Raw genomic sequence first — 12,808 nt, 5'->3', positions numbered from 1 at the left:
CCAAAGACTATTAAACCGTGCGTCGCCCGCCATTCCAGCAACTAAGTCCCCGGAGAGGTAACTTATTTTCTCGAATCATCGTTATAGGAGTGAGTGTGGTTGAGTTGAGATGAGATGGGCATTTCTAGTTATCTTATCTGCAGCTGCGGATAGAGACAATTAAGCCCTTGTATGGTAGATTCATGAAGATAATGTTAGTCCGCCCTTAGCAGGATATGGTACGATTTAGGTCTAATTAGGAGACAAGTGGAGGGAGAGGGATAGAGAGATGCAATCTGCACTTATTTTTGATATGGACGGTACGCTGTTTCAAACCAATACGATACTGGAAATTTCGCTGGCGGATACGTTCGAGCGTTTGAGTGAGCTTGGCCATTGGCCTGCCGGCGTTGGAGCTCCGATTGAGCAATATCGTCAAATCATGGGGGTTCCGCTGCCGGTAGTTTGGGAGACGCTGCTGCCGGAACACGGCCTAGAAATAAGAGAGTTTGCGGATAAATATTTTCTTGAGAGACTCATTACGAACATACGGGACGGCAAAGGCGCTCTCTATCCGAACGTAGAGGAAGTATTCCGTCATTTCAAGCTGGAGGGCTACCGTCTATATATCGCAAGCAACGGGTTGACGGATTATTTGCAAGCGATCGTTGCCCAGTACGGTCTGGACCGTTGGATCGACGGCACGTTCAGCATTCAACAGATTCAATCGATGAACAAAACAGACTTGGTCGCCTTTATCAAAGAACAATACCGGATTGAGAATGCCGCTGTTGTCGGCGACCGATTGTCGGACATTCGTGCGGCTCAAGGCAACGGCTTCCTGTCGGTCGGCTGCCGCTTCGACTTCGCTCAAGAAGAGGAGCTGGCGCAGGCGGACGTCGTCGTCGACGATCTGCTGGAGCTCATTACGATTATGAAACGATGAGACATGGATCCGATTGAGAAGGCCGTCCCCAGTCAGATGACTGTTGGGACGGTTTTTTGAGCTGTTGAATTGCTTCCGGATGATGGGCATCCGATCCGTACAACAATGAACCAATCCGGCACGTTGGCTGTGCAGCAGGCTGCGACCCGGTTGCCCGCCGCAATTCTCAAATCTATCCATTGGCAGATCATTCTTTCTTGGCTCGTCCAGCTTCGGATTCTATAATAGAGAGATGAAGAGTATGAAGGGCACCATGAAGGGGGAAACTTGCACATGCAGCTGAAGGATATTCAACCCTCTATCCAGCAAATTGCCGTAGCTATCGGTTCGGTTCTCCGAATCGACGTAGAGATTGCGGACAGCGAACTATTCCGTATTGCAGGTACGGGTCTAGCTAAACATGAGATATGGAAGGAAATGCGCAATGAGGATTATGTTTATCACCAATGCATCGTGACCGGTAAACCTGTCATCATCGAACGTCCAGGATTTCATGAGCTGTGCGCGCCTTGTGCGCATCATCGCAATTGCAAGGAGTTTGGCGAAATATGCTGCCCGATTCTATCTGACGGCAAGGTGCTTGGTGTCATCGGTTTGATCGCTTTCGATGAGAAGCAGCGTGATCGGTTATTCACTGACGTGGAAGCGAAGTTGGATTTTCTGAGCAAAATGGCAGGGCTTATCGCGACGAAGCTGAAGGAAGCCGAGCTGCAGGAGAAGCAGCTCGTGCAGGAACGCAAGCTGTCGGCGCTGATAGGCTATATTGATAATGGCGTCATTCTCATTAATCATGACGGCGATTGCGGGTTTATGAACCCGGCTGCGCGCTCCTTGCTTCGCCAGGAACGAGAAGGGAAGCCTTCCCGTGATCTGCTGGAGCAACTGGTAGAGCCTTTTCGATCGGTAGGAAGACGGGAGAGGACGAAGGAGCCGGATTCGAAGCTCATCCCTGTAAAGATCGGCGATCGATTCATTCATCTATTCGTCACCTATCATCCATCAAGACCTGATGGTATCGTCAAGGATGCCGTGCTCATGATCGCGGATCCCGAACATATGACGGACGTTGCGATCCGTTTCACTGAGGAGAATTATCGAGGGTTCGAAGGAGTAATCGGCAATCATCCGATTATGCAATCGCTCAAGAATATGCTGCGCAAAGTGGCCGGCAGTCGTTCGCCCGTACTCATTCGAGGCGAGAACGGAACAGGCAAAGAGCTTATTGCGCAAAGCATTCACCGGTCCGGCGAGCGAAAAAACGGCCCTTATGTCGCTTTAAACTGTTCAGCGCTTCCTGAAGCGCCGCTGCATGCGCTGTTGTTCGGGAGCGACGGTCGGCCAGGCAGGTTGGCGGAAGCAGAGGGCGGGACGCTGTTCCTCGACGATATCGCATATTTGCCGATGCGAATCCAGGTAGAACTGCTCCGCGTGTTGGAGAACAAAGGCGTCTGGCGGGAAGGTGGACGGGAGCTTCAGCCGGTTGATGTCAGAATAATTGCCGCGACGGACCAGGATATGGAGGAACGCGTCCGCAGTGGGCAATTCCGTCAGCAGTTATATTACAAGCTGTCGGTCATTCCGGTAGATGTACCGCCGCTTCGGGAACGCAAATCCGATATTTTGCTGCTGGCAGAGCATTTTCTACAGCTCCTTGGTCAGTCGAACCGGCGTGAAGTACGGAGGATTGGCGAAGATGCGAAAGCGATATTGCTTGCTTATCATTGGCCAGGCAACATCAGCGAATTGTCGAATGTGATGGAATATGCGGTTAACTTTACATCAGGTCGTACAATTGGGAAGGAACATCTTCCTGATTATCTGCGTACCATCGAGACTGCACACGACGCGCTGCAGAATAATGATGCGGTGCTGAATCTTCGAACGTTGGAGCGGCAAGCAATTCATCGAGCACTTCAGGAGACGACCGCGAGCGGGCAGCCCAAAGAGAAAGCTGCGGAAATGCTCGGCATCGGCCGGGCTACGCTGTTCCGGAAAATGCGTCAATACGACATGCAAGAATAGCAAGAGTATCAAATTGGGACTCGTCTCAATTTGATACTCTTTTTATTTTGTCAGAAAAATGTGATATTGACGCGGAATGTTCGGTTGTCATCGTCTCAATATGATACTTGTCCATCTTTATGTTAGTGTTTATTCTTAGTTATGTAAGATAAATTAACATATAAACGACATAATGTTCACTTTAGTTCTAAGTTTTCATTTCCGAATGTAAAAGTCTTCCTATTACAAAGTTTCGATTCGAAAGCTTGCGTCGGTGTGGCTTACGAAGCGCGCCGTTCCATATCACAGAAGGAGTGGAAAGAAACATGGGACATTATGACCTCATTGTACGAAATGCAAAAGTTGTTGACGGCACAGGCAGTCCTTGGTACTACGCCGATCTTGGCATAAAAGGAGATCGGATCAAGCGAATCGGCCGGTTAAGCGGCGCATCCGCAGACGAAACGCTTGACGCATCCGGTCTCGTCGTAACCCCTGGATTCATCGACATGCACAGCCACTCCGATTTATTCGTCCTTGCATCCGGAACGATACCAGCGAAACTTCGCCAAGGGATCACGACGGAGCTTCTAGGCCAGGACGGCATCTCGGCTGCACCGCTGCCAGCCGACTACATCGATCGTTGGAAAGGAAATCTATCCGGTCTGGACGGCACTCCAGATATCGTGTGGGACTGGCATGATGTAGACAGCTATCTGAGTAAAATTGAAGCCGCTCGACCGGAATGCAATTATGCCTATCTCGTACCTCATGGCAACTTGCGGATGCAGGTTATGGGACTAGAGGATAAACCAGCGACGAAGGAACAGATCGATGAAATGGCCGTGCTGCTGCGGCAAGGATTGGACCAAGGTGCCTGCGGATTATCCAGCGGATTGATCTATCTGCCATGTATGTACGGCGATTATACCGAAATCGAGGCATTGTGCGTGGTCGCAGCGCAATATGGCGTGCCGTTCATTGTCCATCAGCGAAGCGAAGGCGATGAAATTCTCGAATCAATGGACGAGCTGCTCGTCATTGCGGAACGAACCGGCGTTCATTTGCATTTCTCCCATTTCAAAGTGTGCGGACGAATGAACTGGCATAAGACGCCTGATGTGCTCGCGAAGCTGGATCGCGCAAGAGAAGCTGGCGTCGAGGTCACGTTCGACCAGTACCCGTACACGGCAGGCAGTACGATGTTAAGCGCTGTACTGCCTCCTTGGGCCCATAATGGCGGAACGCCCAGCATGCTGGAAAGATTAAAGTCCGCCGAACAGCGGAAACGAATGGCGGCCGAGATGGCGACGGGCGTTCCGGGCTGGGACAGCATGTACAACTGGGCAGGTCCGGATGGCATCGTTATTACATCCGTCACGACAGCAGCCAATGCTAACTGCGTAGGTCGGACACTCCAAGAAATATCGGCAGAACGGGGAACGGATCCGATCGAGACGGCATTCGACCTTATTGCCGAGGAAAGCAACGCGATTGGCATGATCGACTTCGTGATGGACGAGCCGTCCGTATCGCTTATTATGCAGCACCCGGCCGGAACGATTTGTACGGATGGTTTGCTTGGCGGCGAACCGCATCCTAGGGCATACGGCTCGTTCGCGAAAGTGCTTGGTCGCTATACCCGGGATGATGGATTGTTCTCCCTTGAAGAGTCGGTACGACGAATGACGTCTCAGCCTGCCCGCATTATCGGCTTCACGGACCGAGGAGCGATCCGGGAGGGAATGCGAGCGGACCTGGTCATATTCGACGAGGCAGCTGTTCAAGACACGGCTACTTATGAGAAGCCGCGTTCGTATCCGGAAGGCATTCGGTGGATTATTGTAAACGGCAAAGTCGCTGTCGACGGTGAGCTTGAACGCCGTGCGGCTTCCGGAGAAGTGCTCAGAAGACGTTACGATATTTAACCAATTGAACGAACGACTCATGCTCGACCAATCGTTGTTCCAATCCAAGGAGGCCTACTCTATGAAACGCTCTTACACCCTTAAGTCTGCATTGCTGCTGCTCGTAGCGACCATGCTGGTCGTCGCCGGCTGTTCGAAGAAAGAAGAAACGGTCCCAACCGCCAAGGATAATGAAACGGCAACGGCGTCGGCGTCACGGCTGGATGCAATCAAGGAGAGAGGCAAGCTCGTTATCGCAACCGGTGACTACTATCCGTTCGAGTACCTCGACCCCGAGACGAAGAGGCTCGTTGGCTACGACATCGATCTAGGACAGAAAATCGCGGACAAGCTTGGCGTGCAAGCGGAATGGAAGGAAATGCAGTTTACAGCGCTTATCCCGACGCTCCAGAACGGACAGGCAGATATGGCGATCGCCGCTATGTATATCACGGATGAACGCAAGAAGGCAGTAGACATGTCTGAGATTTATATGAAGACCGGCATGTCGCTTGTTAAGCGTGATGGCGATGAATCGATCAACCGCTTGGAAGATTTGAAGGGCAAGAAGGTTGGGGTCAAAGCGGGAGCGACAAGCGAAACAGCCGCCAAGGAACTCGTTGAACAAGGGTATGACATCAAGATCGTTTCGTACAAAGATACAACGGACTACCTGCTCGATCTGCAAATGGGACGCGTCGATGCAGCCATTAACGACTATCTGAACCAGCTCGGCTACAACAAGCAGCATGCTGAAGCGAAGCTTGTTATCGTCGGGGATCCTTTCACGGAAGCAGGTCTCGGACTCGCTGTGAAGCAAGGAGACACGGAGCTGCTGAAGCTGGCGAACGATGTGATCAAGGAGCTCGAAGCAAGCGGTGAATCGAAGACGATGTATGCGAAGTGGCTCAAATAAGCGGCAAGCATTATGTTGCGGGATGAATCGGCGTGAGCCGATTCTCCTCTATCCCGGGTGCGTCAGGTGAGGGGAGTGGAGTTATGAAGCTTGATTATTCAGTCATTATGCCTTTCATGCCAGTGTTTCTAGAAGGCGCGTGGATGACAGTGAAACTGTCAGTCTTATCACTCGCATTAGGTCTTGTGCTTGGCATTATAGGAGGCCTGTGCAAAACATCCGCGATTTGGCCGCTTCGCGCGGTTGCCAACTTATATACATGGATTTTTCGCGGTACTCCGCTGCTGGTGCAGCTGTTCATTTTATATTTCGGTTTGCCGCAGCTCGGCATCACGATGGGGCCATTCCAAGCCGGCGTGCTCGGCATGGCGCTGAATACAGGTGCTTACGTAACGGAGATCGTTCGATCGGGCCTGACGGCAGTCGATCGCGGCCAATCCGAAGCAGCAAGCGCGCTTGGCATGTCCCGATCGGTCGCATTGTTCCGAGTCATCGGCCCGCAAGCAATCAAAGTCATTATTCCGCCGCTCGTTAACCAATTTATTATGACGATCAAGAACTCGTCGATGGTATCGCTTGTTACGATTACGGAGCTGTTCCGGACGGGAGAATCGGTCATCGTTTCGACATTCCGAAGTTTTGAGGTTTATACGGTCATCGCGATTATGTACCTCATCATGACGAGCCTCTTGATGATTGTAGCGAAGCAGCTGGAGAAAGGAATGAGCGCCCATGATCGAGCTTAATCAAGTGAACAAAAGCTACGGCAAACATCAAGTGCTGTTCGATATCAATCTAACGATAGCCAAGCGCGAGAAGGTTGTCATACTTGGCCCAAGCGGTTCTGGCAAAAGCACCGTTCTCCGCTGCATCAACGGCTTGGAGACGATCCAATCAGGCGATATCCGCTATGAAGGGGCTTCCGTGCTCGGCGACAAGGCGATGCGCAAGCTGCGGCTTGAAGTCGGTATGGTGTTTCAGCGTTTTCACTTGTTCCCGCATCGGACGGCATTGGAGAACGTCATGGAAGGCCCTATCTGGGTCAAAGGAATGAAGAAACACGAAGCGAAGGAACTGGCAACCGATTTGCTGGCGAAGGTCGGACTGTCGGGCAAGGAAGATTCGTACCCTGGCAAGCTGTCCGGCGGGCAGCAGCAGCGCGTCGCAATTGCACGGTCGCTCGCCATGCAGCCGAAGGCCATACTGTTCGATGAGCCGACATCGGCGCTCGATCCCGAGTTGGTAGGCGAAGTGCTTAGCGTCATGAAAGAAGTCGCAGCCGAAGGGATGTCGATGGTCGTCGTGACGCATGAAATCGGCTTCGCACGCGAAGTAGCGGATCGAATCGTATTCATGGATCAAGGTAAAGTGATTGAGACAGGTACGCCGGACGAGATACTCGACCGGCCGCAGCATGTGAGGACGCAATCTTTTCTAAGTCGGATACTGAAATGAACGAACTAGCGAGCAAGGGGGAACAGCGCATGAATACGAGGGGTGAAACCAAACAGGTGTCGAGGATCAATCGAGAGGAGCTCATTGCGTTAACGCAGCGGCTGATTCGGGCGAAGAGTCTATCGGGAGAAGAACAGGAAGCAGCGCTCATTATTAAAGAAGCGATGCTGGAACTAGGCTACGATGAAGTACGGATCGATAATTATGGCAGCGTGATCGGCAAGGTGCAGGGCAGCGGCGGAGGCGCTTCCGTATTATTCGACGGTCATATCGATACGGTGCCGGTCAATAGTCCTGAGAAATGGACGCATGACCCGTTCGGCGGCGAAATTGTCAATGGGATTATGTATGGCCGAGGAACATCCGACATGAAGGCGTCAGTTGCAGCGGCGGTTCTTGCTGTAGGACAAATTGCGCGGGAAGCAAGAAGGACGGGCATTCGTCCGAAAGGCGATCTGTATGTATCCGGTACCGTCTTCGAGGAAGTGTTCGAAGGCGTCGCGCTGGGCAAGGTGCTGGAGACCATTCATCCGGACCTCGTCGTCATTATGGAGGCGACGGGACTGAAGCTGAATGTCGGACAACGCGGCCGAGCAGAAGTATCCATCGTTGCACATGGACGTTCGGCGCACTCATCCAATCCCGACGTTGGCACTAATGCGGTCTATGCGATGAATCCGGTTATCGCAGCGTTGACAACAATGGAACCGACGGAGCAGGCTGCGCTTGGCAGAGGCATTTCGGTTGTCACTGATATTGTCTCTTCGCCGTATCCCGGCGCTTCTGTTGTTCCGGACCGTTGCGAAATGACGATCGACCGACGATTGCTCGTTGGCGAGGATTCCGCGTTCGTTAAGGGCCAATACGAGAGTCTGCTTCCAGCGGAAGGCACATATGAGGTCACGATTGCCAAGGCGGAGCTGGAATGTTATACCGGCGCGGTTCTGGGCGGCGAGCGGTTCTTCCCCGCATGGTTAGCCGCAGTAGACGACCCATGGGTCGAGTGCGCACTACAAGCTCTTCGGAGCGTCGGGCAAGATCCTTCGATTGGCGTGTACAGCTTCTGCACGAATGGCAGCTACTCCGCTGGTACAGCAGGCATTCCGACGATAGGGTATGGTCCGTCTTATGAACATGTCGCCCATATCGTCGATGAATACATCGAGCTGGAGCAGCTGGAACAGGCAGCGGAAGGCTACTATGCCATCGCATCGCGTATCGCCGGACAATAGACGAGGACAACACGGCAATAGGCAAGGAGGAGAGACTTAGACTTATGACAGGAACAATGCAATGGAAATTTAACGAGACTTTACGTTCTAAGGACGGCTTAGCCTCATTGGATCGTTTCACTTGGGATGAAGCGAATCGAGCGCGAGCGTTCCATCGGACATTCGACTGTTATAAAGAAACGCCAATGGCCTCGCTCCATCGATTAGCCAAGCATTGGGGACTCGGTGGCGTGTACGTCAAGGACGAATCCCATCGCTTCGGATTGAATGCGTTCAAGGTTCTCGGCGGCGCTTATGCGATCGGACGATACTTAGCGGAGCGTCTTGGGATGAATATCGAGGATTTGTCATTCGAACGGCTGCGTTCGAACGAAATACGCGAGAAGCTGGGTGAAATCACGTTCGTAACCGCAACGGACGGCAATCATGGCCGAGGAGTAGCATGGGCGGCATCGCAGCTGAGCCAACGGTCGGTTGTCTACATGCCGCATGGTTCGTCGCCGACACGGCTGGAGGCTATTCGCGCTGCCGGCGCAGAAGCCGAGATCATGCAATGGAATTATGATGAATGCGTCCGTCATGCAGCCCGAATGGCCGAGGAGCACGGTTGGGTTGTCGTGCAGGATACGGCATGGGATGGATACGACGCGATTCCGGAATGGATTATGCAGGGCTACTCCACATTGGCAATTGAAGCAATCGAGCAGCTTCGAGCGCTTGGCGTCCCCAAACCAACGCATGTACTGCTGCAAGCAGGTGTTGGTTCATTCGCTGGCGCCGTAACCGCGTTGTTCGCATCCGTCTACGGAGATGAACGGCCGGCGATTATCATCGTTGAGCCGAACAAGGCGGACTGCATCTATCGATCAGCGAGAGCAGGCTCGCTTCAGGTTGTAACCGGTGCAATGAATACGATTATGGCCGGGCTGGCGTGCGGCGAGCCCAATCCAGCCGCATTGCAGCTATTGCAGGATTACGGCAGTCTGTACATTTCATGCCCGGATTCGGTTGCAGCCAAAGGCATGCGGATGCTAGGCAATCCGTTAGGTGATGATCCCATGGTCATCTCGGGCGAGTCAGGCGCCGTAACGGCGGGACTGCTCGATCATCTGATGGCGGATCCGCAATTGTCGGATGCAAAGGACCGGATTGGGCTCACTGCTGCTTCTCACGTATTGCTAGTCAGCACAGAAGGGGACACCGATCCTTCCCGATATAGGGATGTTGTCTGGGACGGCATGTTCCCAAGCTTCGCAAAAGCATAACAAACAACCAGCCGTCGGCGCGATTGCCGACGGCTGGTTTGACGCGCAAAAGAAAGAACCCTATTTCCAAGCCGAGCAGTGGAAGGGCAACCGGTTACGACAATGGTATCCCCGCAAACCATTCCCACCCGAGGCCGAGATGATCCGGATGATGGGCATCCGATCCGTACACGCATGGAATATCCAGCTTTCTGCACTGGGCGATAAACCAATCCGGCACATAGGCTTTGCCGCAAGTTGCGACCCGGTTGCCCGCCGTGTTCGCGTCGATGCCGACGTTGTATCTTTGCAGCAAGGGTAATAGACGTGTTAGCCGTTCACGAATCTGGGATTCATCTATTGGTGGAAGGACAGAGGCGAATTTCTCGATCAAGTTAATGTTACCGATTCTGACGCGTCCGGAAAAGGCCGACGCATGCTCGATGGCCCTCTCTACTTGATTGTAGTACTCGTCCACGACGACCTGCATAGTTCCGTAGTAGCTTAACAGATTCGTACGAAAATCGTCCGGCGTATAATCGACGCAGTATATGCCGTCTCGGCCATTTAAATAATGGACAGAGTAGACGATATCTTCGAGCGTATCCTTCCATTGTTCGATCAAGCGGTCGGTATAAGCGTTATTTCCTGGTAAATAATCGAGCTCCAAACCGGCTGTAATTTCGATCTGGCCTTCATATCTCCGCTTGCACTCCTGTACATAGTCAAAATAATTAGGCAGCGACTCCGAAGTCATCGCCAGCCTGTTGTATAGCGCTAAATCTCCGATCCACCCTGCGGGCAAGGGCGAATGCTCACTCATCGTGTACCGGGTAAAGTCGAGCTCCAACGCCCGGTTAAATGCTCCTGTTCGAGCGTACTGCCATGAGGACAAAGTTTCGTATGCGTGTGGCCGTCCCATTTGAGGATCATCGGCATCCGTCTTAACTCTTAAAGATGTGGCTGGCTCTATACAAATCGAAACCTACGAAAATGCTCTTTTACTGCTCGAATTAAATGTAATATTAACATATTTCTGTAACCGAAGCGGCCGCTAGCCATTTAATGCCGCAGGTCAATCCCGTATTTTCAATATCTTCCTATCGACTCCCCCTTAGAAGGAACCGTCCCGATTTAGGTCGAAAGTGTCAGATGCGGCGCATCAGAGTTATGTTCGAACCGCGTGCTGAATTGCGTAATTATCCGCCTCATCCCAATAACAATGCGCATTGCCGGGCAGACGATATTTGATATAGTACAAGTAACGGGCGGGAGGGAACAACATTGGGCCGATACGGCATGAATCCGCTGACGCGCATGAGCGTCAACCGGCAGCTGCTTCTGCTGCTGATCATTATGGTTATTCCGGTTCTGGTGCTTCAGGTATACGGCAGCGCGAAGGCTGAACAAATTATGAAACGGAACGTGACGAACGCCTATGCGGAGCTGAACAAACAGAATCTGACGATCATTAGCCGGGACGTTGACACGGTCAGCAAAATAACGTCGACGATCATCGCGAATCCGATTACACAGCAACTGGGCGCCGATAAAAGCAGCGGAGAAGTGATTGACCGCGTGCGCAAATATTCCGCTGTCGATAAGCTATTGTCCACCTATTCGACTGCAGCGGACGGATCGGAAGCGATGAACTATTCTTTCTACGTGTATGATCCGGACGATCTGTACCAGTTCGCGCCGAAGCCGCAAATGTCATCGTACGGCGTCTATTTCTTTTCGAAGGACCGCAGGCCGCTCTGGTATGACGAAGCGGTCGCGAACAAAGGAATCGGCCACATGCAAGTGATCGACAGCATGGTGGCGACGGCTGCGGGACATAAGACGCTTGCTTATATTCGCGCGGTTCGCGATACGAGTGCCGGCAACGATGTGATCGGGGTGCTCGTCGCAACGAATATGGAGAAAAAAATCGGAGAATCGTTGAAATCGGTCGACTTGCCGGAAGGCGGAAGCTTGTATTATACCGACACAGACGGGATCATTCTTGCCGCCAGCGATATGTCGCGGATCGGTACGAAGCTCGAAATTCCGAAGGACGCTTATGAAGAACACAGCTCAGGCCATACGAAGCATCTTGTCGCAGGAAGCGATATTTATGTGCTCACCAACAACGGCGGACAGCAGCTCGTGTATCAAATTCCGACCCGGTCGCTGCTCCAGCAGCAGACGGAGCTCAAACGCATTATTCAAGTGCTCTCGATCATCTATTTGGCGCTGTGCTGCATCGTGATGACTTATTTCTGGCGTTCGCTTATGAAACCGCTGCAAAAAATGGCGTCGTTCTCGCGGACATATGAGCCGGGCAAGCTCGTGCCGGGCACGCCGGGCAAAGGCCGGCGCGATGAGATCGGCGTCCTGATGGCGGCATTGTATGACATGGCGCGCAGGCTGAACATGCTGATCAAAGACAAATATCAGATGGAAATCAAGCAGAAGGAAACGCAGTTGCAAATGCTGTATCAGCAAATTAATCCGCACCTTCTGTACAATACGCTGGAAAGCATCTATTGGAAGAGTACGATTGAAGGACGCTCGGAATCGGCGGAAATGATCAAGGATCTGTCCAAGCTGATGCGGATCAGCCTCAGCCGCGGACGGGAGCTCATTACGATCGGAGAAGAGCTGGAGCATGCGAACGCTTATATTAAGCTTCAGCAGCATCGGTACGCTTTTACGTTCCAGGTCGAGTGGCTCATTCCCGAGGAAGTGCTTCCGTATCTTATTCCGAAGATCACACTGCAGCCGCTTATCGAGAATGCAATCATTCATGGGATCAAGCATATGGGAGAAGACGGTGAAATCGTCATTCGTGCCGTTCTGGAGAATGAGACGATTACGATTTCTATTGAAGATAACGGATATAAGGAAGTGGACGTCGAAGCCATCGGCCAAGTGCTGGAAGGCACGGTGACGGGCGAGCAATCGGGCTACGGCATCCGCAACATCCAGCAGCGGATCCGGCTGCATTTTGGCAACGGGTACGGTCTGGAATACGATCACCGCGAAGGCGGAGGCACGGTCGCCCGGCTGACGCTTCCGGCGGTAACGGCCGCTGCGGAACAAGGAATGACTGGACAGCCGTAACAAGAAGCCAACCGCCCGAAGGG

10 protein-coding genes are annotated in these 12,808 nt (G+C 52.5%); 9 read left to right on the top strand and 1 reads right to left on the bottom strand.

Annotated features, from left to right (window positions below):
* Positions 1-268 precede the first annotated feature (268 nt).
* The 8 genes from PKO01S_RS23485 to dpaL all read left to right on the top strand — a co-directional run bounded on the left by PKO01S_RS23485 (position 269) and on the right by dpaL (position 9,701).
* Complete coding sequence (locus tag PKO01S_RS23485; protein WP_127533882.1) at positions 269-925, top strand: HAD family hydrolase; 657 nt, start codon at positions 269-271, stop codon at positions 923-925.
* Positions 926-1,198: 273 nt separating this feature from the next.
* On the top strand, positions 1,199-2,947 hold the full coding sequence (locus PKO01S_RS23480) for a sigma-54-dependent Fis family transcriptional regulator (protein ID WP_127533881.1): 1,749 nt from the start codon (positions 1,199-1,201) through the stop codon (positions 2,945-2,947).
* Positions 2,948-3,252: 305 nt separating this feature from the next.
* The gene (locus PKO01S_RS23475; RefSeq protein WP_127533880.1) at positions 3,253-4,854 is read left to right on the top strand and encodes an N-acyl-D-amino-acid deacylase family protein; all 1,602 of its coding nucleotides are present in this window, start codon (positions 3,253-3,255) and stop codon (positions 4,852-4,854) included.
* A gap of 61 nt (positions 4,855-4,915) precedes the next feature.
* On the top strand, positions 4,916-5,749 hold the full coding sequence (locus tag PKO01S_RS23470) for a transporter substrate-binding domain-containing protein (RefSeq protein ID WP_164779724.1): 834 nt from the start codon (positions 4,916-4,918) through the stop codon (positions 5,747-5,749).
* An 83-nt stretch (positions 5,750-5,832) separates the two neighbouring features.
* A complete protein-coding gene (locus PKO01S_RS23465; protein WP_127533878.1) occupies positions 5,833-6,495 on the top strand; it encodes an amino acid ABC transporter permease in 663 nt (220 codons plus the stop codon).
* Positions 6,482-7,204: an amino acid ABC transporter ATP-binding protein gene (locus PKO01S_RS23460; RefSeq protein ID WP_127533877.1), complete on the top strand. Its 723-nt coding sequence runs from the start codon at positions 6,482-6,484 to the stop codon at positions 7,202-7,204. The genes PKO01S_RS23465 and PKO01S_RS23460 overlap by 14 nt, the downstream gene beginning before the upstream one ends.
* A 29-nt stretch (positions 7,205-7,233) precedes the next feature.
* On the top strand, positions 7,234-8,436 hold the full coding sequence (locus PKO01S_RS23455) for a YgeY family selenium metabolism-linked hydrolase (protein WP_127533876.1): 1,203 nt from the start codon (positions 7,234-7,236) through the stop codon (positions 8,434-8,436).
* Between the two features lie 44 nt (positions 8,437-8,480).
* A complete protein-coding gene (dpaL, locus tag PKO01S_RS23450) occupies positions 8,481-9,701 on the top strand; it encodes a diaminopropionate ammonia-lyase (protein ID WP_127533875.1) in 1,221 nt (406 codons plus the stop codon).
* Between the two features lie 94 nt (positions 9,702-9,795).
* Here dpaL and hisJ read toward each other — a convergent pair whose 3' ends face one another.
* Positions 9,796-10,530 (bottom strand): histidinol-phosphatase HisJ, encoded by a 735-nt coding sequence (gene hisJ / locus PKO01S_RS23445; protein ID WP_246070700.1) that lies wholly within the window; start codon positions 10,528-10,530, stop codon positions 9,796-9,798.
* A 449-nt stretch (positions 10,531-10,979) separates the two neighbouring features.
* Between hisJ and PKO01S_RS23440 the strand changes: the two genes are divergently transcribed.
* Positions 10,980-12,785, top strand: a complete 1,806-nt coding sequence (locus PKO01S_RS23440) for a cache domain-containing sensor histidine kinase (RefSeq protein WP_127533884.1) — start codon at positions 10,980-10,982, stop codon at positions 12,783-12,785.
* Positions 12,786-12,808 lie beyond the last annotated feature (23 nt).

This window comes from Paenibacillus kobensis NBRC 15729 (assembly GCF_004000825.1).
Lineage (GTDB): Bacteria > Bacillota > Bacilli > Paenibacillales > Paenibacillaceae > Paenibacillus_T > Paenibacillus_T kobensis.
Note: the sequence above shows the minus strand (reverse complement) of the source record. Positions and strands in the feature narration are given on the sequence as shown.

Coding starts and splice junctions, on each gene's coding strand:
- PKO01S_RS23485 (WP_127533882.1), top strand. CDS start 269: ATGCAATCTGCACTTATTTTTGATATGGACGGTACGCTGTTTCAAACC.
- PKO01S_RS23480 (WP_127533881.1), top strand. CDS start 1,199: ATGCAGCTGAAGGATATTCAACCCTCTATCCAGCAAATTGCCGTAGCT.
- PKO01S_RS23475 (WP_127533880.1), top strand. CDS start 3,253: ATGGGACATTATGACCTCATTGTACGAAATGCAAAAGTTGTTGACGGC.
- PKO01S_RS23470 (WP_164779724.1), top strand. CDS start 4,916: ATGAAACGCTCTTACACCCTTAAGTCTGCATTGCTGCTGCTCGTAGCG.
- PKO01S_RS23465 (WP_127533878.1), top strand. CDS start 5,833: ATGAAGCTTGATTATTCAGTCATTATGCCTTTCATGCCAGTGTTTCTA.
- PKO01S_RS23460 (WP_127533877.1), top strand. CDS start 6,482: ATGATCGAGCTTAATCAAGTGAACAAAAGCTACGGCAAACATCAAGTG.
- PKO01S_RS23455 (WP_127533876.1), top strand. CDS start 7,234: ATGAATACGAGGGGTGAAACCAAACAGGTGTCGAGGATCAATCGAGAG.
- dpaL (WP_127533875.1), top strand. CDS start 8,481: ATGACAGGAACAATGCAATGGAAATTTAACGAGACTTTACGTTCTAAG.
- PKO01S_RS23440 (WP_127533884.1), top strand. CDS start 10,980: ATGAATCCGCTGACGCGCATGAGCGTCAACCGGCAGCTGCTTCTGCTG.